The sequence below is a fragment of the Xanthomonas nasturtii genome, from assembly GCF_023337365.3.
GTDB lineage: Bacteria > Pseudomonadota > Gammaproteobacteria > Xanthomonadales > Xanthomonadaceae > Xanthomonas > Xanthomonas nasturtii.
Genome location: NZ_CP142084.2, coordinates 2,527,353 through 2,547,738, shown reverse-complemented (window position 1 = coordinate 2,547,738; position 20,386 = coordinate 2,527,353). Strand labels below are relative to the sequence as shown.

Annotated in this window: 22 protein-coding genes and 1 pseudogene; 12 read left to right on the top strand and 11 right to left on the bottom strand. The window is 63.8% G+C overall.

Going from position 1 to position 20,386, the window contains the following annotated elements; genetic code table 11:
• Positions 1-64: 64 nt before the first annotated feature.
• The 7 genes and pseudogenes from M3O59_RS11145 to M3O59_RS11115 all read right to left on the bottom strand — a co-directional run bounded on the left by M3O59_RS11145 (position 65) and on the right by M3O59_RS11115 (position 6,083).
• Positions 65-433, bottom strand: a complete 369-nt coding sequence (locus M3O59_RS11145) for a type II toxin-antitoxin system RelE/ParE family toxin (protein ID WP_249046866.1) — start codon at positions 431-433, stop codon at positions 65-67.
• A 32-nt stretch (positions 434-465) separates the two neighbouring features.
• Positions 466-768 carry a type II toxin-antitoxin system Phd/YefM family antitoxin gene (locus tag M3O59_RS11140; protein WP_116904983.1) on the bottom strand — a complete coding sequence of 101 codons (303 nt, stop codon included), beginning with the start codon at positions 766-768 and terminating at the stop codon, positions 466-468.
• Between the two features lie 230 nt (positions 769-998).
• The gene (locus tag M3O59_RS11135; RefSeq protein WP_116904895.1) at positions 999-1,628 is read right to left on the bottom strand and encodes a hypothetical protein; all 630 of its coding nucleotides are present in this window, start codon (positions 1,626-1,628) and stop codon (positions 999-1,001) included.
• A 44-nt stretch (positions 1,629-1,672) separates the two neighbouring features.
• On the bottom strand, positions 1,673-2,800 hold the full coding sequence (locus M3O59_RS11130; RefSeq protein ID WP_116904894.1) for a Cache 3/Cache 2 fusion domain-containing protein: 1,128 nt from the start codon (positions 2,798-2,800) through the stop codon (positions 1,673-1,675).
• Between the two features lie 425 nt (positions 2,801-3,225).
• Positions 3,226-3,477 (bottom strand): annotated as a pseudogene (locus tag M3O59_RS11125) (response regulator transcription factor); the annotation flags it as partial.
• A 156-nt stretch (positions 3,478-3,633) separates the two neighbouring features.
• Positions 3,634-4,458: an alpha/beta fold hydrolase gene (locus M3O59_RS11120; RefSeq protein ID WP_116904893.1), complete on the bottom strand. Its 825-nt coding sequence runs from the start codon at positions 4,456-4,458 to the stop codon at positions 3,634-3,636.
• Positions 4,459-4,748: 290 nt separating this feature from the next.
• Positions 4,749-6,083 carry an Nramp family divalent metal transporter gene (locus M3O59_RS11115; RefSeq protein ID WP_116904892.1) on the bottom strand — a complete coding sequence of 445 codons (1,335 nt, stop codon included), beginning with the start codon at positions 6,081-6,083 and terminating at the stop codon, positions 4,749-4,751.
• Between the two features lie 143 nt (positions 6,084-6,226).
• On the opposite strand from M3O59_RS11115, the gene mntR reads away from it, so the two are divergent.
• The 3 genes from mntR (at position 6,227) to orn (ending at position 7,885) form a co-directional block, all read left to right on the top strand.
• Positions 6,227-6,694: a manganese-binding transcriptional regulator MntR gene (gene mntR / locus M3O59_RS11110; RefSeq protein WP_003482839.1), complete on the top strand. Its 468-nt coding sequence runs from the start codon at positions 6,227-6,229 to the stop codon at positions 6,692-6,694.
• 80 nt (positions 6,695-6,774) lie between these two features.
• The gene (gene tadA / locus M3O59_RS11105) at positions 6,775-7,230 is read left to right on the top strand and encodes a tRNA adenosine(34) deaminase TadA (RefSeq protein WP_220375925.1); all 456 of its coding nucleotides are present in this window, start codon (positions 6,775-6,777) and stop codon (positions 7,228-7,230) included.
• Positions 7,231-7,300: 70 nt separating this feature from the next.
• Complete coding sequence (gene orn / locus M3O59_RS11100; RefSeq protein ID WP_064633569.1) at positions 7,301-7,885, top strand: oligoribonuclease; 585 nt, start codon at positions 7,301-7,303, stop codon at positions 7,883-7,885.
• Between the two features lie 209 nt (positions 7,886-8,094).
• Here the strand turns inward: orn and M3O59_RS11095 are convergent, their stop codons facing one another.
• Complete coding sequence (locus tag M3O59_RS11095) at positions 8,095-9,087, bottom strand: mechanosensitive ion channel family protein (RefSeq protein ID WP_116904890.1); 993 nt, start codon at positions 9,085-9,087, stop codon at positions 8,095-8,097.
• Positions 9,087-11,480 (bottom strand): phosphoenolpyruvate synthase, encoded by a 2,394-nt coding sequence (gene ppsA, locus M3O59_RS11090; protein ID WP_116904889.1) that lies wholly within the window; start codon positions 11,478-11,480, stop codon positions 9,087-9,089. Before ppsA ends, M3O59_RS11095 begins: the two co-directional genes overlap by 1 nt.
• 142 nt (positions 11,481-11,622) lie before the next feature.
• On the opposite strand from ppsA, the gene ppsR reads away from it, so the two are divergent.
• From ppsR to M3O59_RS11075, 3 genes are all read left to right on the top strand, one after another.
• Positions 11,623-12,444, top strand: coding sequence for a posphoenolpyruvate synthetase regulatory kinase/phosphorylase PpsR (gene ppsR / locus M3O59_RS11085; protein ID WP_003482830.1), 822 nt, complete (start codon positions 11,623-11,625; stop codon positions 12,442-12,444).
• A 207-nt stretch (positions 12,445-12,651) separates the two neighbouring features.
• Complete coding sequence (locus M3O59_RS11080; RefSeq protein WP_064633575.1) at positions 12,652-13,161, top strand: DUF1249 domain-containing protein; 510 nt, start codon at positions 12,652-12,654, stop codon at positions 13,159-13,161.
• Between the two features lie 84 nt (positions 13,162-13,245).
• Positions 13,246-13,734 carry an NUDIX hydrolase gene (locus tag M3O59_RS11075; protein WP_116904888.1) on the top strand — a complete coding sequence of 163 codons (489 nt, stop codon included), beginning with the start codon at positions 13,246-13,248 and terminating at the stop codon, positions 13,732-13,734.
• A gap of 328 nt (positions 13,735-14,062) precedes the next feature.
• Here the strand turns inward: M3O59_RS11075 and M3O59_RS11070 are convergent, their stop codons facing one another.
• Entirely contained in the window at positions 14,063-14,821 is a 759-nt protein-coding gene (locus M3O59_RS11070; protein WP_116904887.1) for a 3-hydroxybutyrate dehydrogenase, read from the bottom strand.
• Between the two features lie 84 nt (positions 14,822-14,905).
• On the opposite strand from M3O59_RS11070, the gene M3O59_RS11065 reads away from it, so the two are divergent.
• The 5 genes from M3O59_RS11065 to M3O59_RS11045 all read left to right on the top strand — a co-directional run bounded on the left by M3O59_RS11065 (position 14,906) and on the right by M3O59_RS11045 (position 18,716).
• Entirely contained in the window at positions 14,906-15,568 is a 663-nt protein-coding gene (locus tag M3O59_RS11065; protein WP_181920422.1) for a CDP-alcohol phosphatidyltransferase family protein, read from the top strand.
• Between the two features lie 55 nt (positions 15,569-15,623).
• Positions 15,624-16,847, top strand: a complete 1,224-nt coding sequence (gene phaE / locus M3O59_RS11060) for a class III poly(R)-hydroxyalkanoic acid synthase subunit PhaE (protein WP_116904886.1) — start codon at positions 15,624-15,626, stop codon at positions 16,845-16,847.
• The gene (locus tag M3O59_RS11055) at positions 16,844-17,920 is read left to right on the top strand and encodes a class III poly(R)-hydroxyalkanoic acid synthase subunit PhaC (protein ID WP_116904885.1); all 1,077 of its coding nucleotides are present in this window, start codon (positions 16,844-16,846) and stop codon (positions 17,918-17,920) included. Before phaE ends, M3O59_RS11055 begins: the two co-directional genes overlap by 4 nt.
• A gap of 113 nt (positions 17,921-18,033) precedes the next feature.
• On the top strand, positions 18,034-18,231 hold the full coding sequence (locus tag M3O59_RS11050) for a PspC domain-containing protein (RefSeq protein WP_064633588.1): 198 nt from the start codon (positions 18,034-18,036) through the stop codon (positions 18,229-18,231).
• 8 nt (positions 18,232-18,239) lie between these two features.
• Positions 18,240-18,716: a hypothetical protein gene (locus M3O59_RS11045; RefSeq protein ID WP_181920421.1), complete on the top strand. Its 477-nt coding sequence runs from the start codon at positions 18,240-18,242 to the stop codon at positions 18,714-18,716.
• On the opposite strand, the gene M3O59_RS11040 is transcribed toward M3O59_RS11045, so the two are convergent.
• Positions 18,674-19,885 carry an NAD(P)/FAD-dependent oxidoreductase gene (locus M3O59_RS11040; protein WP_116904883.1) on the bottom strand — a complete coding sequence of 404 codons (1,212 nt, stop codon included), beginning with the start codon at positions 19,883-19,885 and terminating at the stop codon, positions 18,674-18,676. The genes M3O59_RS11045 and M3O59_RS11040 overlap by 43 nt on opposite strands.
• Positions 19,886-20,077: 192 nt before the next feature.
• On the opposite strand from M3O59_RS11040, the gene M3O59_RS11035 reads away from it, so the two are divergent.
• Entirely contained in the window at positions 20,078-20,305 is a 228-nt protein-coding gene (locus M3O59_RS11035; protein ID WP_116904882.1) for a hypothetical protein, read from the top strand.
• The last annotated feature ends 81 nt before the right edge of the window (positions 20,306-20,386 follow it).

Here is a 20,386-nt window from a genome sequence, read left to right as displayed (position 1 = left end):
GCGCTGCGTGCTGGATGGCGTACGTGATTGCATGCAGATGTCAGCAGCGACTGCACGCAATCCATCAATCCGGCCAGTGGCTCGCCAAGTCGAATGAGAGCTGCCGTTGATGGCAAATAGAGAGAAGATACACGGTGCCGGTGATCTGTACATAGAGCATCAGATAGTCCGCCATCACATACTCGCGTAGTTCGGCGTCTTTGACGATGAAGTCGAGTTGCTTGCGTAAGCGGGCAACACCATTGGCCACCTCGACCGAGTGAATTGGCCGTTCCAGCAACAGACGTCCCATGTCTGGAAAACGTTCCAGATTGGGAATGACGGTGTCCATCAATGTGTCCACTAACGCATCGAAGGCCTGAAGAGCGTAGATCTCGCGTAGGAATGCCTCGATCGCTGCGAGGTTGCTCTCGAAGTGGGCGGTGAGTTTCACCTGATGACGCGTTGCCACTGAGCGATGCCTCGTCAACCTGCAGTGCCGGATGCACGGCGGCGTTTGATCGCAGACAGCGTGCTGCGTGCATCTTTGATGTTGCCAGCAGCAACGTCCTCCAGGCCTTTGCGTGCATCGTCAATCAGTAATAAATGAATGCGCTCGCGCTCAAGCTGGTGGTAGTAGTCCAACCGCTTGGCATCGATGATGGCGATATAGCTTTCGCCATTCTTCGTAACGATTTTTTCAGCGCCGGCCTTTACCTGGTCTGCTAGCTCGGAAAGATGCGCCCTGGCGTGCGATAGCGGAATCACGTCGGCTGAAGAGATCGCCATGGTGCGGTCCTGAGAGCTGGTGGTGTACAGAATAGCGTACACCATGTTGTTATGAATTTTGTGAGATGTAGTGCGGGGCGTTGGGCGCAGTGGTGTCTATCAAAACGAGAACCCAGTCGGCGGCTCATCGTGGGCAAAGCCCAAAAAGGGGGGATGCGCTCCCAAGAGTTCCAGACAGAAAAAAACCGCGCAGAGCGCGGCTTGGGTTTCGTTCGTGTGGCGATAACGTGTCAACGCACCTTGGCCAACGCCACGCGCGCATCGGCCATGAACTTCTGCGCTTCCTGCGGTGTGGCCAGGTTGGCGCCGAGTTGGCTGAGCACCTGTTCGATGTCGCTCGATGCTCCCCAGGCTTCGTCGCAGAGCATGCCGGCGATCGGGCCGAGATAATTCAATGCAACTTTCTCCAGCGCCTGGCGAACCGCTTCGTCCGGCGCTGTGCCGTTGCCGGTAGAGACCGGTGCGGACGCTGTCGGTGCTGCGCTGGCTGCGGCAGGTGTCGGCAGCGGGGTAGTGGCGACCGGCGCACGTACCGGCGCGGGCGCACCGCCCAGATCCTGTTCGAAACCGCCCATCAACCATTGCCGCGAGTCATCGCTCAACAGCGAGGACTTGCCCAGGCCGGCACCGGGGTCGGCCTGGAAGCGCGCCTTGGCCGCGTTGACCATGGTGAGGCGCTGTACCGCCTCATCATTGCGCAGCATGCGGAATACCACTTCTTCGATCTGCCCGGCATTGATGCGGACGATGCAGGAATGGTTTTCCTCGGTGACGATGAACAGAAAGCCGGACGCCTTCTTCAATGCCAGCGCCTTGAGCTCGCGCAGGATCTCGATCAGCGGACGGAATTCAGTGGACATGGCGTCTTCCTTGCAGCATCAGGTACGGAATGGGTGACAGCGCCTCAGCGTTTGCCGAGGCGCTCCATGGCCAACCGGACACTGTTGGACAGGCGGGAAATGGCACGTGCCAGGGTACCAATTTCATCCTTGAGATTGACCTCTTCGATGGTGTGGTTCCACTTGCCCAGGCTCAGTTCTTCGGCCACGGTGGTCAGGTGCTGGATGGGGCGCAAGACGCGGCTCCAGATCAGGGCCCACTGCAAGCCAAGCAACAGGGCGCACACCAACAGGCCGATGCCGGCGATCCACAGCGACTGGCGCACGATCACGCCATTGACGTCGCTCTTGGGATACGCCGAGACCAGCGTAAAGCCCCAATCGGGCACTTCCTGCTTGGTCACGACCCAATCGTTGGGGCTGTCCTTGACGATGCGTTCGATGGTGGCGGTGTCGGTGGTGGCACCGGTGGTGGACTGGAAGCGCAGCGTGTTCTTGCTGTCGAACACGGCGATGAAGCCGGAGTCGAGCACGCGGCGGCTGCTGACCACGTTTTCCAGCGCCTGCGTGTCGGCCTTGTAACCGACGTACCAGGCGCCGATGACGCGCTTGTCGTTGCCGGCAAAGATCGGCTCGTAGCCGGTGACGTACGGGTTGCCGAGGATGTCGACCACGCCGTAAAAGCTTTCGCCGTTACGCAGCTTGGCGGCGGCCTGGCCATTGGGATCGAGCACGGTGCCGATGGCGCGGCTGCCGTCGTCCTTCTTGACGTTGGTGGAGATGCGCACGAAATCGTCGCCGGTGCGCGAGAACAGCGTGGCGGTGCCTTCGTGGATGGCGGTGACGTCGTCGAGCATGGTGAAGGAATTCGCCTGCGGGCGCTGGCCCAGCAACAGGTCATGGGCGCTGCGGTCGGCGACGCGGATTTCGCCGCCAATGCTCGGTGCGCCCTGGGCGTTGGCTTCCTTGCGCAGCTGGCGCATGGAGGAATTGACACGGTCGAGCATCATCGAGCGGGTGACTGCGAACAAGGTCTGCAAGGACACCGACTGGCGCTCGATCGAGTTGCCGGCTTCGAACTTGACCCGGTTCGCTTCGGTAATGGCCAGAATGACCGTCAGTGCCACCACCACGACCAGCACCAAGGCCAGCACCGGCAACAGCAGGCGCACCCGCAAAGAGTGACGAAGCATCGCAATTCCCCTGAACGCGTTTAGTGATTGAATCGAATGCCGCCGCAGCGAGTGCGGCGGTCGGACGTAGCCAATATCGGCTGCCGAACAAGATGCTGAAGCGGCCCCCATGCCGCTAGGCGGTGCATACGATAGCGTAAGCCGATCGGTTTGAGCGCGCGGGGCTATCGCCTGCGTGGCCTCGCGTTCAAGAATGCTCGACCGCGTTGCAAAGTTGCGGGCTGAATCGGGCAGGGCAGGCCTGGTGGCGGCGCGCATCCAGATTGCTCGTTATGCCGTTCCGTTCCCGACTCGAAGATCAGCGAGGCCGGTCTTCGGCGCGACCCCATGGGGCCATGCGCGGTCACGGCGTTGCGATGCGCCTTATGAGGACACCGAGCGGCGTGCAGGCGCAGGCTGTGCAATCGAGCGTTCGCCTGCGCCGCTCAGGTTTCCAGCGACAGGATGCCGCGCCGTAGCGCAACCGTCACCGCATGGGTGCGATCGCGCACGCCCAGCTTGGCGAGGATGTTCTTCATATGCGCCTTGACCGTTTCTTCGGAGATGCTCAAGGCGCTGCCGATCTGCTTGTTGGAGCAGCCCGTGGCGACCAGGTTCAACACTTCGGTCTCGCGTGCGGACAGGGCATCGTCGAGCACGTGGGCGGCGATGTTTTCGGCCAGCGTTCGAGGCGCATGCACCACGCATAGACTGCAATGCCAAGCGCGCCGTCCACACCCGCCGGATGACTGCTCGCTATGTTTTCGGCGTCTGCTATCAAACATCACTACCGCCGAAATCATAAAAAAGGCCGACTCTCACGAGCCGGCCTTTTCCAATCCAGTCAAACCGGATCAGGCTTTGGCAAACGCCAGCAGATCCTTGTTGAACTGATCGGCATGGGTAATGGTCAAGCCATGCGGCGCGCCGGCGTAAATCTTCAGCTCGGCGTTCTTGATGATCTTGGCCGACAGCTTGCCGGACGCATCGATGGGCACGATCTGGTCGTCGTCGCCGTGCACGACCAGCGCCGGCACATCGATCTTCTTCAGGTCGGGGGTGTAATCGACTTCGGAGAATTGCTTGATGCAGTCGTACTGGCCCTTGTGTCCACCCAGCATGCCCTGCAGCCAGAACGAATCGCGCATGCCTTGCGTGACCTTGTTGCCGTCGCGGTTGGCGCCGAAGAACGGAGTGGTCAGGTCCTGGTAGAACTGCGAACGGTCCTTGGCAACGCCATCGCGGATGCCGTCGAACACGCTCAGCGGCAAGCCGCCCGGATTGGTCGGGCTCTTGACCATCTGCGGCGGCACCGCACCCACCAGCACGACCTTGGCCACGCGCTTGCTGCCGTGGCGGCCAACGTAATGCGCCACTTCGCCGCCGCCGGTGGAATGGCCAACCAGGATCGCGTCTTTTAGATCCAGCGCTTCGATCACGCCGGCCAGGTCGTCGGCGTAGGTGTCCATGTCGTTGCCGTCCCAGGTCTGCGACGAACGGCCGTGGCTGCGACGGTCATGCGCAATCACGCGATAACCGTGTTGCCCCATGAACAGCATTTGCGGGTCCCAGGCATCGCCGCTGAGCGGCCAACCGTGTGCGAACACGACTGGCTGGCCCTTGCCCCAATCCTTGTAAAAAATGTTGGCGCCGTCGGGACGTTTGATGAAATTGGACATCGGGGTGACTCCGTGGGTGGACGAGTGGGGTGGTGAGGTGGGATGTGCGCGGTTGGCTGCGGCACCGGCAAGGCCTGGCAGCGACAACGCTGCCACGGCGACAGTGCCGGAAATGAGAAAGTTGCGGCGTCCGGCATCCGTGCGGCGAGGACGGTGCATCCGCGCGCAAATCCACAAGACGCGGCTCGGTCTGCAAGCGAAGGGCGCGCGGCTTGTTCTCTTCGTGCCCCTCTGCCAGCGCAACGCATGCAATCGAACGCAAGCGCAGCGTTCTTGGCGGATGCCGCCGTTCAGTGCAGCGCGGTGTCCCAGAGCAGCTTCAGGTTCAAGCCCACGATGACTGCAGCAATCACCCAGGCGATGCGCACCAACCATGCCGGCGCCACCAGCGCGCCCATCAACTTGCGGTCCGACACAAAGCGCACCAGCGGAATCACCGCAAACGGCAGCTGCATCGACAACACCACCTGGCTGAGCACCAACAGGCGCGCAGTACCGGCTTCGCCATACAGCCAGGTCACGATGACCACCGGCACGATGGCGATGCCGCGGGTCAGCAGGCGCCGTATCCACGGCGGCAGGCGCAATTGCAGGAAGCCTTCCATCACGATCTGACCGGCCAGCGTAGCGGTCACGGTGGAGTTGATGCCGGAGGCAAGCAGCGCCACCGCAAACAGGGTCGAGGCCAGGCCGACGCCGAGCATCGGCGCCAGCAATGCGTGCGCCTGTTCGATCTCCTGCACGTCGGTGCGGCCCTGCACATGGAACACCGCCGCCGCCAGGATCAGGATCGAGGCATTGATGAACAACGCGAACATCAGTGCCACGGTGCTGTCGGTGACCGCCCAGCGCAGCGCCGATTTGCGGCCGACATCGGTGCGCGGATATGCGCGCGTCTGCACGATCGACGAATGCAGATACAGGTTATGCGGCATCACCGTCGCACCGATGATGCCGATCGCCAGGTACAGCGCCTGCGGGTCGGTGACCACCTGCGCACGTGGAATGAAACCGCCCAGCACTGCCGCAATCGGTGGCGCGGCTAGTGCGATCTGGATGCCGAAGCACACGAAGATGATCAGCAGCAACGCGATCACAAAGGCTTCCAACGCGCGGAAACCGCGGTTCATCAGCAACAACACCAGCACTACGTCCACCGCGGTGATGATCGCGCCGACGGTCAGCGGGATGCCGAACAACAGCTTCAACGCAATCGCGGTACCGATCACTTCGGCCAGGTCGCAGGCGATGATCGCCAGTTCGCAAATGCCCCACAGCGCCAGATTGACTGCGCGCGGGTAGCGCGCACGGCAGGCCTGCGCCAGATCCATCCCGGTTGCGATGCCCAACCGCGCCGACAAGCCCTGCAGCACGATCGCCATCAGGTTCGACAACAGGATCACCGACAGCAGCAGGTAGCCGAACTGCGAACCGCCGGCCAGGTCGGTGGCCCAGTTGCCCGGGTCCATGTAGCCCACCGACACCATGTAGCCCGGCCCCAGAAATGCCAGCAAGCGAAACCACCAATGGCCGCCCTTGGGCACGGCAACACTGGCGTGGTGGTCGCCCAGGCCGCCAGCGGCGGTGGCTGACGACGGCGTTGAGGTGACGTTGTCGGCGGACATACGAATGGATCGATACAGGACGAAAGGGATGATATAGCAAGTGCTATGCTGTTGAGCATTGGCAAACTCAATCGTATTGATCGGCCGCGTGCTTCAAACTACGCATCCCGGCACCGACGCCGGCGACCATGACGAGGATGAGGGTGGGCAAGAGCGAAAAGGTGGAAGCGGCCGCGCCGGTCCTGATCGATGCGCAGGTGCACATGGAAAGCTTCCGTCAGGTGCGCGAAGCGCGCCGCGCCGAGCTGGTCGAGGACTACGTGGAGCTGATCTCCGATCTGCTGGTCGACGGCGGCGAGGCGCGTCAAGTCGATATCGCCGCGCGCCTGGGCGTAGCGCAGCCCACCGTGGCCAAGATGCTCAAGCGGCTGGTGCGCGATGGCTGGGTGGTGCAGCGGCCGTACCGTGGCGTGTTCCTGACCCCGGCCGGCGAGGCCCTGGCGGCTTCCAGCCGGCAGCGGCATCAGATCGTGGAGCGCTTCCTGCTTGCGCTTGGCATCGACGAAGCCACGGCGCGCCGCGACGCAGAGGGCATCGAGCACCATGTCAGCGAGGCCACGGTTGCCGCGTTCGCGGCGTTTCTGGACCGCCAGGGCGGCTCGGCCACGTGAGCGTGCCTGCCGACGTGCCGACCAATGTGCCGATCAAAGCACCGGACGATGCACCGCACACGGCAATCGACACGCACTGGATGCAGCACGCCTTGCACCTGGCCGAGCGTGCCGAGCGCGACTACGACGAAATCCCGGTCGGCGCATTGCTGGTCGATGCCGATGGCAAGGTGTTGGGGGAGGGCTGGAACTTCAACATCGCCAGCCACGACCCCAGCGCGCATGCCGAAATCATGGCCATGCGCGAAGCCGGGCGCCGGCTGGCCAATCACCGCCTGATCGGCTGCACGCTGTACGTCACGCTGGAGCCATGCGCGATGTGCGCCATGGCGATGATCCACGCGCGGATCGCGCGGGTGGTGTTCGCCGCCAGCGACCCTAAAACCGGTGCCTGCGGCAGCGTGTTCGACCTGCTGGCCGACCCGCGCCACAATCATCGCGTGCAGGTCTGCGGCGGCGTGCTCGCGGCCGAGGCGAGCCTGCGGCTGACCAATTACTTCAGGGCCAAACGCGGCAAGCCGCCACTTGCGCCCTGAGCGACGCGGCCGCGGTATGATGCGCGCCCTTTCCAGCATCCGGCCGGCAACGGCTCTACAGGACGGTGATATGGCAGAGAACCTTGCAGGCAACGACCGACTGATCTGGATCGATCTGGAAATGACCGGCCTGGATACCGATCGCGATTCCATCATCGAGATCGCCACCATCGTGACCGATGCGCAGTTGAACGTGCTTGCCGAGGGGCCGGAACTGGCCATCGCGCATCCGCTGGCAACCCTGGAAGCAATGGACGAGTGGAACCGCAATCAGCATCGCCGCTCGGGTCTTTGGCAGCGCGTGCTCGACAGCCAGGTCACCCACGCCCAGGCCGAAGCGCAGACCGTGGCATTTTTGGGCGAATGGATCCGCGCCGGCGCCTCGCCGATGTGCGGAAACTCGATCTGCCAGGACCGCCGCTTCCTGCACCGGCAGATGTCGCGCCTGGAGCGCTATTTCCACTACCGCAACCTGGACGTATCCACCATCAAGGAACTGGCGCGGCGTTGGGCGCCGACGGTGGCCAATGGGTTTGCCAAGAGCTCGGCGCACACCGCGCTGAGCGATGTACGCGATTCGATCGACGAGCTGCGTCACTACCGGCAGTTCATGGGCGCGCTCGGTGGCGATACCGCGGCGGGTGTGGAAGGCTGAGCATCCGTGGGCGCGCTGTGGCGTGCAGCGGTAGCGGTGCAAGGCGGGCAGGCAGAAGAGCGATGCAGCGCGCAGTTGAAGCGCTTCTCAACAGCGCTTCTGCGCCTATCCGGTCAACGCGACTCCGAGCCGTAATCGCTGACAAAAAAGGCCGCATCGTGAGATGCGGCCTTTTCGTTTTCCAGTGTACTAGTGCGGGTGTCGACCTATCAACGCGCCAACGAAGGCCCTTTGCTCAGGTCGCCATCGTCGGTGATGCCTTTCAGCAATAGATCGGAGATCGGCTTGCCGTCGGCATCGTGGTGATACACGTGCAGGTCGCGTTGCGGGTAGGGGATGTTGAGCCCGTTTTCCAGCAACTGGTTGCGGATCTGCTCCAGCGTGGTGCTCTTGGCCGCGCCGAAGTTGCCGTTGGTCGCATACGCGAACAACATCAGATCCACCGTACTTTCGCCCAGGTTGGTGACCTGCACGAACGGTGCCGGCGACTCCAGGATGTTCGGGTTGTCCTTGGCAATCTGCAGCAACAGCTGCTGGGCCTTCTTCAGATCGTCTTCGTAGCCCACGCCCACGGTCACTTCCAGGCGGCGGTTGGGCAGGGTGCTGTAGTTGATGATCGGTGCGGTGGTAATCGTGCTGTTGGGCAGCGTGATCATGCGTTCGTCGAACGAGCGGATCCGGGTCTGGAAGATCCGGATCTCGTCCACGATGCCTTCCTGGCCTGCAATCAGCACATGGTCGCCATCGCGCATCGGTCGCAGCACGATCAACATCACGCCAGCGGCGATGTTGGACAAGGAATCCTTCAACGCAAGACCGACTGCCAGGCCTGCCGCGCCGAGCACTGCGATCAGCGAGGTCGGTGGGACCCCGATCTGACTCAGCGCACTGACGAACACCAGCACCAGCAACAACGCATACATCACGTTACGCAGAAAGTTGGTCAGTGTGATCTCGACGCGCGCGCGGGTGAGGGCGCGGTGCAGCCATTGGCTAAGCTGCCTGGCCAGCCACATGCCGACCACGACAATCAGCAACGCGACGCCCCAATTGACCGCGTACTGTGCCCACGGAATGGCTGCCCAATTGAACGCAGGCTCGCTGCCGGCCGCGGGCTTGGCAGCTGCTGCAGCTCCTGCCGCCGCCGGCTTCGCAGCAGCTGCTCCTGCAGCTGCCGCCCACACCGCACCCAACAGTCCCATCAGCTCTCGCTCTTGAGCTTGGCCAGACGCAGCCAGGTATCGACCACGGTGTCAGGATTCAGCGACACCGACTCGATGCCTTCCTGCATCAACCACTCGGCCAGTTCCGGGTGATCCGACGGCCCCTGGCCGCAGATGCCGACGTACTTGCCCTTGGCACGCGCCGACTTGATCGCCATCGACAGCAGCTTCTTCACCGCCGGGTTCCGCTCGTCGAACAGGTGCGCCACGATCGACGAGTCGCGATCCAGGCCCAGGGTCAGCTGGGTCAGGTCGTTGGAGCCGATCGAGAAGCCGTCGAAGATCTCCAGGAACTCGTCGGCCAGCAGCGCGTTGGAGGGCAACTCGCACATCATGATGATCTTGAGGCCCGGCTTTCCATCGGCACCGGCGCCCTGCTTGAGCCCGTTCTGCTCCAGCACCTCGATCACCTTGCGGCCTTCTTCCAGCGTACGCACGAACGGGATCATCACCCAGAGGTTGTCCAGGCCCATCTCGTTGCGCACCTTCAGCACCGCCTTGCACTCCAGCGAGAACGCCTTGGTGAAGGACGGGTCGACGTAACGGCTGGCGCCACGGAAGCCGATCATCGGGTTTTCTTCATGCGGTTCGTAACGCGAACCGCCGATCAGGTTGGCGTACTCGTTGGACTTGAAGTCCGACAGGCGCACGATCACCGTGTTCGGTGCCACCGAGGCGGTCAACGTGGCGATGCCTTCGGCCAGGCGGTTGACGTAGAAGCTCACCGGGTCGCCGTAACCGGCAATCTTGGCGTCGATCTTCTTGCGGACATCGGCGTCCTGCTTGTCGTATTCCAGCAGCGCGTTCGGGTGGATGCCGATATGCGCGGCGATGATCATTTCCAGACGCGCCAGACCAATACCGGCGTTGGGCAACTGACCGAAGTCGAACGCGCGCTCTGGGTTGGCCACGTTCATCATGATCTTCAGCGGGGCAGGCGGCATGTTGCCCAGATCGGTGGTGGTGCGCTCGAACGGCAGCAGGCCGTCGTAGATGAAGCCGGTATCGCCTTCGGCGCAGCTCACGGTGACTTCCTGGCCGTCGCTGAGCACATCGGTGGCATTGCCCGAACCGACCACTGCCGGCACGCCGAGCTCGCGCGCGATGATCGCGGCGTGGCAGGTGCGGCCGCCACGGTTGGTAACGATTGCCGACGCACGCTTCATCACCGGCTCCCAATCGGGGTCGGTCATGTCGGCGATCAATACGTCGCCGGCCTGCACGCGGCTCATGTCGTCCAGCGAGCGCACCACACGTGCGACGCCGCTGCCGATCTTGGCACCCACCGCGCGGCCTTCGACCAGGATCCTGGCGTCCTTGGCTTCCAGCGAGAAACGCTCGATCTGGGTGGCGTGGCTGCGCGACTTCACGGTCTCCGGGCGCGCCTGCACGATGAACAGCTTGCCGCTGACACCGTCCTTGGCCCACTCGATATCCATCGGGCGGCCGTAATGCTTTTCGATCACCAGTGCCTGCTTGGAAAGCTCCTGCACGTCTTCGTCGCTGATCGAGAAGGTGTTGCGCAGTTCCACCGGCGTGTCTTCGGTGCGCACGCGCTCGCCGGGGACGTCCGAATACACCATGCGAATGGCCTTGCTGCCCAGCGAGCGGCGCAGGATGGCCGGCTTGCCCGCAGTAAGCGTGGGCTTGTAGACGTAGAACTCGTCCGGGTTGACCGCACCCTGCACGACCATTTCGCCCAGACCGAAGCTGGAGGTGACGAACACCACATCGCGGAAACCGGATTCGGTGTCCAGCGTGAACAACACGCCGGCCGCGCCCACGCCCGAACGCACCATCAACTGCACGCCGGCCGACAGGAATACGTCTTCGTGCTTGAAGCCGTGGTGCACGCGATAGGCAATCGCACGGTCATTGTAGAGGCTGGCGAACACTTCTTTGACCTTGTGCACCACATCGTCGGCGCCGGTCACATTGAGGAAGGTTTCCTGCTGGCCGGCGAACGATGCGTCCGGCAGATCCTCGGCGGTTGCCGAGGAGCGCACCGCCACGGCAACGTCGCCGCCGCCGTTTTCGGCGCACAACTGCGCGTAGGCGGTGCGGATGTCGCGGTCCAGTTCCGGCTGCAGCGGTGCATCAATCACCCAGCCGCGGATCTCCTTGCCGGCCACGGTGAGTGCGTTGACGTCTTCGACATCCAGCGTTGCCAGCTTGTCGAAGATGCGCTTGGACAGATCGTTGTGGGCGATGAAGTCCTTGAAAGCTTCCGAGGTGGTCGCATATCCACCGGGAACCGAGACGCCCAACCCGGCCAGGTTGCCGATCATCTCGCCAAGTGAGGAATTTTTACCACCTACGCGGGCCAGGTCGGCCAGGCGTAGCTCATGCAACCACAGGATATTCTCGTTCAAGCGCGATGCTCCGTAAGGCCATCGCCCGAGCGGGCTGAATGGCCGCGACCGTAGGAAGAAGCCGCTATGATGCAGTGCACAGCGGAATCTGCACAAGCATGAACCCGTAAGTTTTGGACACCAGTTCAAAGAGGTGGTCTTGATGTCAACAATTCGGCCGGTGTTTTACGTCTCCGATGGAACCGGTATCACCGCTGAAACGATTGGGCATAGCCTGCTCACCCAGTTCAGCGGATTCAACTTCGTCACCGACCGCATGTCGTTCATTGATGATGCAGATAAAGCGCGCGACGCCGCGATGCGGGTGCGCGCCGCAGGCGAGCGGTACCAAGTGCGCCCGGTGGTGGTCAATTCATGCGTCGATCCACAATTGAGCATGATCCTGGCCGAAAGCGGCGCGCTGATGCTGGATGTGTTCGCGCCTTTCATCGAGCCGCTGGAGCGCGAGCTCAACGCGCCGCGTCATTCGCGTGTGGGCCGCGCGCACGGCATGGTGGACTTCGAAACCTATCACCGCCGCATCAACGCGATGAACTTCGCGCTGAGTCACGACGATGGCATCGCGCTGAATTACGACGAGGCCGATGTGATCCTGGTAGCGGTGTCGCGCGCTGGCAAAACGCCGACCTGCATCTACCTGGCCTTGCATTACGGCATCCGCGCCGCCAACTATCCGCTCACCGACGAAGATCTGGAAAACGAACAGCTGCCGCCGCGCTTACGCAACTACCGCAGCAAGTTGTTCGGTCTGACCATCGACCCGGAGCGGCTGCAGCAGATCCGCCAGGAACGACGCGCCAATTCGCGCTACAGCGCGGCCGAAACATGCCGGCGCGAGGTGGCCATTGCCGAGCGCATGTTCCAGATGGAACGCATTCCCTCGCTCAGCACCACCAATACATCGATTGAGGAAATCTCGAGCAAGGTGCTGTCCACGTTGGGGCTGCAGCGCGAGATGTTTTGAGCGGGGAGTGGGGATTGCTCATTCGGGCTTGGTAAGTGCTGAGCGCGTCTGGGCGCATGCGTTTGTCAGCGCTGGAACGTTGCCTGCCGCAGTTGTGCAGGCGGCTCGGGATACGAAGCGGGCGGGGCAGTGCTCCGCCAAGGTAGGCCTGCGGTTGGGCCCTCGTCAATGCTGCCCGTGCGGCGGCGCAGCGTGTAGGATCGGTCCATGGCGCAAGCACTGAGCAAACTCGAACGCATCCCCAAACTGAGCCGCTTCGGCTGGCTGATGGGGTTGTACGCAGAAAACTTCCAGCATCTGACCCGGTTGTTCGCGCCGGCCGACCTGGCACCCGGCTCCTATGTGTCTTCGATCGGCGACGGCCTGAACCTGCGGCTGGACGTGATCGAATGCCATCGCTACACGGTGGAACTGCGCTTGACCTACGACCTGTGCGACCCGGTCACCGGCGAGCCGGACCCGTCGGCGTATGTGCGCCTGTACCGCGATGCGCGTCAGGCCGAGACCACGCATTGCTATGTCGGCCGTCGCTGGCAGGACGTGATGGGCATGTTCCCGCCGCCGGCCGAGCTGATCAGCCACCGCATGCGCATGAACACGTTCCTGGGCAAGTGGCTGGAGTACCTGGCCGAACGTGGCCACGGTGTGGCGACCTTGCGCCTGGATACCGATGACGTCGCACCGCCGCGTCCGAACCCGCAGGCCGCGGTCGGCTGACCCAGCGTTGCCGCCACGCGCGGTGCGTCGCTTCGGCCATACCGCTTCGGTCATACTGATGCGCTTCGTGTCAGATCGCGTGCCATGCCCTATACCCCGATTGTCGCCACGCTTGGCTACCTGTTGTCGCCGGACGGCACCCAGGTGCTGATGATCCACCGCAACGCCCGTCCCGGCGACCAGCATCTGGGCAAATACAACGGCCTGGGCGGCAAGCTGGAACCGGACGAAGACGTGCTGGCCTGCATGCGCCGCGAGATTCGTGAAGAAGCCGGCGTGGAGTGCGGCCAGATGCAACTGCGCGGCACCATCAGCTGGCCGGGCTTCGGCAAGCAGGGCGAAGACTGGCTGGGCTTCGTGTTCCTGATCCCCAGCTTCGAAGGTACGCCGCAGACCTCCAACCCGGAGGGCACACTGGAATGGATCGCGATCGATCGGATGGACCAGGTGCCGATGTGGGAAGGCGACCGCAACTTCCTGCCGCTGGTGTTCGACGGCGACCCGCGCCCATTCCACGGCGTCATGCCGTATCGCGACGGGCGCATGCAGTCGTGGACGTATTCGCGGATCTGATCGGCTCGGCTGCCGAGTGCCTTGCGCGGCACCGCGTTCCGGGCGCTGACATAGCGCCGGCGGTCGTCGGATTCGAACGTCGCGTTGTCAATCAAGCCGTCGGCAGGATCCCGGTCTTGGGCGCGGGCGTGCGCCGCTAGCAGGCTCCACCATTGCGCTGCCGGCCTCGGCCATCGGCACAGGATGCCGGCCGTCGGCGCGTCCAGTGGACGCTGCGCAGTTTTCCACATCCCCTGTGGATGGACGCTGCGCAAGTCTGTGGACAAGTCCGCGCGGCCCTTGCGCCACCTGGCGCGCGCGATGGCTGATCAAAATTTCGCCAGTACGGTTATTGCGCCGTCCAGCCGCCGTCGATCGCGATGGATTGCCCGGTGATGTTGCGCGCAGCGTGCGACATCAGAAACGCCACGGTGCCGGCCAGTTCGTCGTAGGCGATGAAGGCGCCCTTGGGCATCGGCTTGAGCATCACATCGCGGATCACCGCGTCTTCGGCAATCCCGCGGATGCGTGCCTGGTCCGCAATCTGCCGTTCCACCAGCGGCGTGCGCACATAGCTCGGGCACAGGGTGTTGATGGTGACGTCGCAATCGGCCGTTTCCAGTGCGATCACCTTGGCCAGGCCGACCAGGCCATGCTTGGCGGCGACGTACGCGCTCTTGTAGGGGCTGGCCACCAGCGAGTGGATGCTGCCGATGTTGACGATGCGGCCGTAGCCGGCCGCGCGCATGCCGGGCAGCACGGCGCGACTGAGGCGCGCGGCGCCGGTGAGCATCACATCCACCAACAGCGCCCATTGCTGCATCGGGAAGTCTTCCAGCGCGGCCACATGCTGCAGGCCGGCATTGTTGACCAGCACCTGCGGTGCGTGTGACGCACTGGCCAGTGCCTGCGCAATGCTGTGGTCGTCGGTCACGTCCAGCGCCAACGCCTCGGCCGAGCCGCCGGCCTGGCGCAGGGCGTGCGCCGTGCGCTCGGCTGCCGCCAGTTGCATGTCGCTGACGATCAGGTGATGGCCGTCGGCCGCCAGTTGGGCGGCAACACCGGCGCCGATGCCGCTGCCTGCGCCGGTGATCAGGATGCTGCGCATTGGGTGTCCTCACACAGTGGTGCGCAGCCTGGAGCGGTTGCGCGGGTCGCCAGCCTAGTCGAGTGCGGCGAAACGGTCGCCTGCATGGCGCGCGCGCGTTACCCTTTGCGCCTTGCTCACCTCAGGCTCCGCATGAAACGCCATTTCTCGATGCTGCGCGATTTTCAACTCGCGGATTGGTTCACCTTGGCCAACGCCTTCTGCGGCACCGGCGCGGTGTTTGCAGCAATGCGCTTCCTGCAGGAGGGCCATCGCGGCGATCTGTTGCTGGGCATGGCGCTGATCCCGCTGGCGTTCGTGTTCGATGCGCTGGACGGACACGTGGCGCGCTGGCGCAAGGCCTCTTCCACACTGGGCCGCGAACTGGATTCGCTGGCGGATGTCATTTCGTTCGGCGTGGCACCGGCGGCGCTGGGTTACGCCTGCGGCATGCGCGGCGGCTGGGACTGGCTGGTGCTGAGCTACTTCGTCTGCTGCGGGGTCAGCCGGCTGGCCCGCTACAACGTCACCGCCGAAGAGATCGCCGGCGAGGCCGACAAGGTGCCGTACTTCGAAGGTACCCCCATTCCGACCAGCCTGCTGCTGGTGATCCTGCTTGCGGTCGCTGCCAGCAGCGGCCATATCGGCGACACCCTGTGGTGGGGCCAGTGGCAGCTGGGGCGGTGGCAGTTCCACCCGCTGGTGCTGCTGTTTGCGGTCTCCGGCTCGCTGATGATCAGCAAGACGCTGCGCATCCCCAAGCCCTGAGCAGCATGCCGGCACGCACGCGGTAGGATGGCTGGGTGAACGGTCACGGGAGGGGATGATGGCAAGCAGCGGTTCGGACAACGGCAACTTCGACGACAAGGCGCGCCAGTACTGGGCTGCCTGGGGAGATGCCATGCGCCACGGCCAGGCCGGCGCCGCTGCGCAGCAACCGCCGCCCGCGTCCGGTGGCGACGCCCCGCAGGATTGGCGCAAGGCCGTGGACTGGTGGTCGCAGTTGCTGCCCACCCAGGCCGCCCCGCAGGCGCAGGAGGCGATCGACCGCTTCCGCAATCAAGCCGGCGGCTGGTTCGGCACCATGCAACAGGTGGCCGGCCAATTTGCCGGGCGCGACACCTCGGCCAATGAAGTATCCGATGCCTGGCGCCGGGCGGTGCAAGGGCAGGGCGAACAACTGATGCAGTGGACGCTGGGGTCGTTGCGCGGCGGCAGCCCGGGCGGGTTCGATCCCTGGTTGCAGGACGCGGCGCAGGCGTTGCAAAAGTGGCGCGAGGAGAACGCGCCATGGCTGGACATGCCGGCATTCGGATTGAACCGCAATCACCAGGCGCGCCTGCAGAAACTGGCCCGTGCGCAGCAGGACTTCCAGGCCCAATCGCAAGCCTATGGCGAGCAACTCAAGGCCGCGATCGAGCAGGCATTTACGAGCTTTGCGGCCAAGCTGGGCGAGCACGAGAGCAGCGGCAGCCAGTTGACCAGCGCACGCGCCTTGTTCGATCTGTGGATCGAAGCGGCCGAAGAATCCTATGCCGACGTCGCCTTGTCGGACCAGTTTCGCGAGGTGTACGGCGGTTTCGCCAACGCGCACATGCGCCTGCGCGCTGCGCTGCAGGAAGAGGTCGAGCAGCTCAGCGAACGTTTCGGTATGCCGACGCGCTCGGAGATGGACGCTGCGCACCGCCGCATCGCCGAACTGGAACGCCTGGTCAGGCGGATGCTGCGCACCGCAACCTCACCGGCGAGCAAGCCCGCGGCGCCCCAGCCTGATCCGGTCGCGCCGGTTGCAGGCATGCGTGCGGCGGCCAGCAAGGCAGGCGACGCGCCCCGGCCCGCAGCTGCCGCGCGTGCGGACAAGACGGGCGCATCGACACGCGCGTCTGTCAAAAAGACCACCGCAAAGAAGGCAGCGGCTGACACGCTGGCAGCCACCCGTACAGCGGCCAAAAAGCCCTCAGCCCGCAGGAGTGGTGGCTCGAAAACCTCGGCCACGCCTGCGGCGGGCAAACCCGCAGCGCGTAAAAGCCGTGGAGCGCAGGCATGAAAGGGCCATTGGGATTCAGTGCCGAAGACCTGATGCAGGAAACCCTGTCGATGCAACGCAAGTTGCGCGAAGGGCTCAAGCTGCTGCCGGGCGTGGAAGACGTGGATTACGGCGTTACCGAGCGCGAAGAAATCTGGCGCGACGGCAAGGTGGTGCTGTATCGCTTCGTCGGCGAGCAGGCGCCGGTGGCCAAAACACCGCTATTGATTGTGTATGCGCTGGTCAATCGCCCGTACATGGTCGATCTGCAAGCCGATCGCTCGCTGGTCAAGGGGCTGCTGAGTCACGGCCAGGACGTCTACGTGCTGGATTGGGGCTACCCGGACCGCTCCGAGCGCTACCTGACGCTGGAAGATTATCTGCTGCGCTACATCGATGGCGCGGTGGATCACCTGCGTGCGCAGTCCGGGCTGGATGCGGTCGATGTGCTGGGCATTTGTCAGGGCGGTACGTTTTCGCTGTGCTACGCCGCGCTGCAGCGCGACAAGGTGCGCAACCTGATCACCATGGTGACGCCGGTGGATTTCCACACGCCCGACAACATGCTCTCCAACTGGGCGCGCATGGTCGATGTGGATCTGTTCGTGGACACCATGGGCAACGTGCCGGCAGATCTGATGAACGCCAGTTACCTGATGCTCAAGCCGTTCCGGCTGAATCTGCAGAAATATGTGGGCCTGCTCGACATCCTCGACGACAAGCAGGCGCTGGAAGATTTTTTGCGCATGGAAAAGTGGATCTTCGATTCGCCGGATCTGGCCGGCGAAGCCTTCCGCGAATTCGTCACCTTGTTCTATCAACGCAACGGGCTGGTTACCGGGCAGGTGAGCATCGGCGGGCAGGTGGTGGATCTGCAGGCCCTCGACATGCCGGTGCTGAACATCTACGCCGAACACGACCATCTGGTGCCGCCGGATGCGTCGCGTGCGTTGCGTGGGCTGGTGGGCAGCGACGATTACAGCGAGCTGAACTTCCGCGGCGGGCATATCGGCATCTATGTCTCCGGCCGCGCGCAGCGCGAAGTGCCGGTGGCCATCCATCGCTGGCTGCAGGAGCGCGGCGGCAACGCCTGACCGGGCTGCCGGCAGATGCGCGGGGTACGCCGCGCCGAGCAGGCCGTGATGTCGTCACGAGATGCAGCCGTGGCGCTTTTTAGACTGTTAGCTACGTTTGCAGGAGTCTTGCCATGTCCACCACCACACTGTCCCGCTCCCTCAACGACCGCATGATCGCCGGTGTCGTCGGCGGCATCGCGCGTCGTCTTGGCTGGAGCTCCACGTTGCTGCGCGTGTTGTTCGTGATCGTGTCGATCGCCTCGGCCGCGTTTCCCGGCATCCTGGTCTACCTGATCCTGTGGCTGCTGATCCCCAACCAGCCCGACTGAGCCCGGCAATGCGCGGGCGGTTTGCCATGCAGGCGCTTGGCGCGTTGTGGACCTTGCCCAACAGCATGCTCGGGGTTGCGATCGGCCTGGTCGGATGCTGTTTCGGTGCACGCCCACGCTGGTCTGGCCAGGAGCTCGCGGTGGTCTTCCATGCCTGGCCATGGGGGCCGGGCGGGGCGATGACCTTAGGCAACGTCATCCTGTTGAAAGGTGCCTCGCTGGATCTGCAGTGCAGTACCTACGCGCACGCTGCTGGCCGTTGTGCGCATCCGCCGGTGCGCCTGGGCGACCACGAGCGCGCGCATGTGTATCAATACATGGTGCTGGGGCCGCTGTTTTTGCCGGTGTACCTGCTGTGCGGCGGTATCCACGTGCGCAACCCGCTGGAGCGGGCTGCCGATGCCTATGCGATGCACGGCCACGGCTGGTGGCCGTGGCGGTTTCAACCCAGACGCGAGAAGCCGAACAACTCGGACAGCGGGTGAGGGGTGCCTTCCAGCTGCGCGCGTAATAATCCTGCGCCGATGGCGCTATAGGTGATGCCATTGCCGCCGTAGGCCATCGCAAACGACACGCGGGGCCCGAGTGCGTCATGCGGCCCGAAGAACGGCAACCCATCTGCAGTTTCGGCGAAGGTGCCGGCCCACGCAAACGCCGGGCGCAGGCGAACATCGGGCATGCTCTTGGCGATTTTCTTCAGCAATATCTTGAGCTTGTTCTCCACCCGCGCATCGCGGCGCGCAGGGATGTCGATAGCGTCGTCTTCGCCACCGGCCACCACGCGGCCGTCCGGCGTGCTGCGCACGTACAGATACGGGCGCGCGGTTTCCCACATCATGGTGTGCTTGAGCGCCCCCATCTCGCTGTCGTGCAAGGGGTCGGTGACGAAGGCATAGCTGCTGCGGTTGCGTGCCACCCGCTGCGACAACCAGCGCTGGTTGCCATAGCCGGCCGCCAGGATCACGTGCTGTGCGCGCACGTTGACGCCGTCTTCGGTGCGCAATTGGACATGCTGGTCGTGGGGGGCGATTGTGGCAATGGTGGTGCGGTCGTAGATGCGTGCGCCGTATTGCTCGCACTCGGCAAACAGGCGGTAGCACAGCCGGTAGGGGTCCACGCTGGCGGCCAGGCGGCTGAGGATCGCGCCTTCCGAATGCACGCCGTAGTTGTGCCACAGCGCCTCGCGCTCCACCCATTCCACCGGCAGCTTGTGCGTCTTGCGGGTATCTAGCTCGCTACGTAGATCCTTCAGGTCGCGTGCGCGGCTGGCGTAATAGAGGCTGTCCTGGCGTGTGAAGTCGGTGCCGCCGAGGGTGTTGCACAGGCCCTGCAGGTCGAGGATGGCCTGCGCACACGCGCCATAGGCCAGCGCTGCCGCCGGCATGCCGTAGTGTCTGGCCAGGTCGATCATCGGCGTATCGATTTCGTATTGCAGCAGCGCGGTGCTGGCCGAGGTGCTGCCCCAGCCGATGTCGCGCTGCTCGATCACCACCACTTCGTGGCCGTGGCGCAACAGTTCGTGCGCAATCAGCGCGGCGGTGACGCCGCCACCGACGATGGCGACCTCACACCGGGTGTCTTGCTCCAGGCGCGGGTAGGCGCGCATCAATCCATTGCGGATCGACCAGAACGGGTAGCCGCTTTTCAGGTCCATGCGGTGACGTCAGAGAGTGGGCGGATCGCGATTGACGGCCAAGCGGGGTGAAGCGGCCGTGAGGCGGGCCTGGCCTTGCCGCCGTCACCAAACCGCAAACAGGCGGGGTTAACGTACGTCGAAAGCTCCTCACGGCACGGTCGTTATGCTCGCGCCACTAACGTCGTAACAGTTGTTAACGAGGGTGTGGGTATGTCGATCGTTCTGTACGTCGGTGGCAGCAAAGATGGCGACACGGGCGTCGTGCCTTACGGGTTCAGCAAGTCGCGTGCAATGACCGACGCCGGCCCGGAGGTGTATGTCGAGCGCATGGTGCCGCTGAAGGACGTCGGCAAGATCCGTGTCATGGCACTGGAATCGCTGCAGGAGAGCATTCTGGTCGAACGCGCCGCGACCCATTACGCACGCCGCGTCAGCTGAGCACGCCGGAATAGGTTTACGACGGCGCTGTCAACGGGTTTCCGTAGCGGGCCCGCACTGCGAAAATGCTTTTTTCAGTGA

Coding starts and splice junctions, on each gene's coding strand:
- orn (WP_064633569.1), top strand. CDS start 7,301: ATGGCAGAGAACCTTGCAGGCAACGACCGACTGATCTGGATCGATCTG.
- M3O59_RS11040 (WP_116904883.1), bottom strand. CDS start 19,885: ATGGACCTGAAAAGCGGCTACCCGTTCTGGTCGATCCGCAATGGATTG.
- M3O59_RS11115 (WP_116904892.1), bottom strand. CDS start 6,083: ATGTCCGCCGACAACGTCACCTCAACGCCGTCGTCAGCCACCGCCGCT.
- M3O59_RS11095 (WP_116904890.1), bottom strand. CDS start 9,087: ATGGGACTGTTGGGTGCGGTGTGGGCGGCAGCTGCAGGAGCAGCTGCT.
- M3O59_RS11140 (WP_116904983.1), bottom strand. CDS start 768: ATGGCGATCTCTTCAGCCGACGTGATTCCGCTATCGCACGCCAGGGCG.
- M3O59_RS11080 (WP_064633575.1), top strand. CDS start 12,652: ATGGCGCAAGCACTGAGCAAACTCGAACGCATCCCCAAACTGAGCCGC.
- phaE (WP_116904886.1), top strand. CDS start 15,624: ATGATGGCAAGCAGCGGTTCGGACAACGGCAACTTCGACGACAAGGCG.
- tadA (WP_220375925.1), top strand. CDS start 6,775: ATGCAGCACGCCTTGCACCTGGCCGAGCGTGCCGAGCGCGACTACGAC.
- M3O59_RS11120 (WP_116904893.1), bottom strand. CDS start 4,458: ATGTCCAATTTCATCAAACGTCCCGACGGCGCCAACATTTTTTACAAG.
- M3O59_RS11070 (WP_116904887.1), bottom strand. CDS start 14,821: ATGCGCAGCATCCTGATCACCGGCGCAGGCAGCGGCATCGGCGCCGGT.
- M3O59_RS11045 (WP_181920421.1), top strand. CDS start 18,240: ATGCGCGGGCGGTTTGCCATGCAGGCGCTTGGCGCGTTGTGGACCTTG.
- M3O59_RS11130 (WP_116904894.1), bottom strand. CDS start 2,800: ATGCTTCGTCACTCTTTGCGGGTGCGCCTGCTGTTGCCGGTGCTGGCC.
- ppsR (WP_003482830.1), top strand. CDS start 11,623: ATGTCAACAATTCGGCCGGTGTTTTACGTCTCCGATGGAACCGGTATC.
- M3O59_RS11065 (WP_181920422.1), top strand. CDS start 14,906: ATGGCGCGCGCGCGTTACCCTTTGCGCCTTGCTCACCTCAGGCTCCGC.
- M3O59_RS11055 (WP_116904885.1), top strand. CDS start 16,844: ATGAAAGGGCCATTGGGATTCAGTGCCGAAGACCTGATGCAGGAAACC.
- M3O59_RS11035 (WP_116904882.1), top strand. CDS start 20,078: ATGTCGATCGTTCTGTACGTCGGTGGCAGCAAAGATGGCGACACGGGC.
- M3O59_RS11135 (WP_116904895.1), bottom strand. CDS start 1,628: ATGTCCACTGAATTCCGTCCGCTGATCGAGATCCTGCGCGAGCTCAAG.
- M3O59_RS11050 (WP_064633588.1), top strand. CDS start 18,034: ATGTCCACCACCACACTGTCCCGCTCCCTCAACGACCGCATGATCGCC.
- M3O59_RS11075 (WP_116904888.1), top strand. CDS start 13,246: ATGCCCTATACCCCGATTGTCGCCACGCTTGGCTACCTGTTGTCGCCG.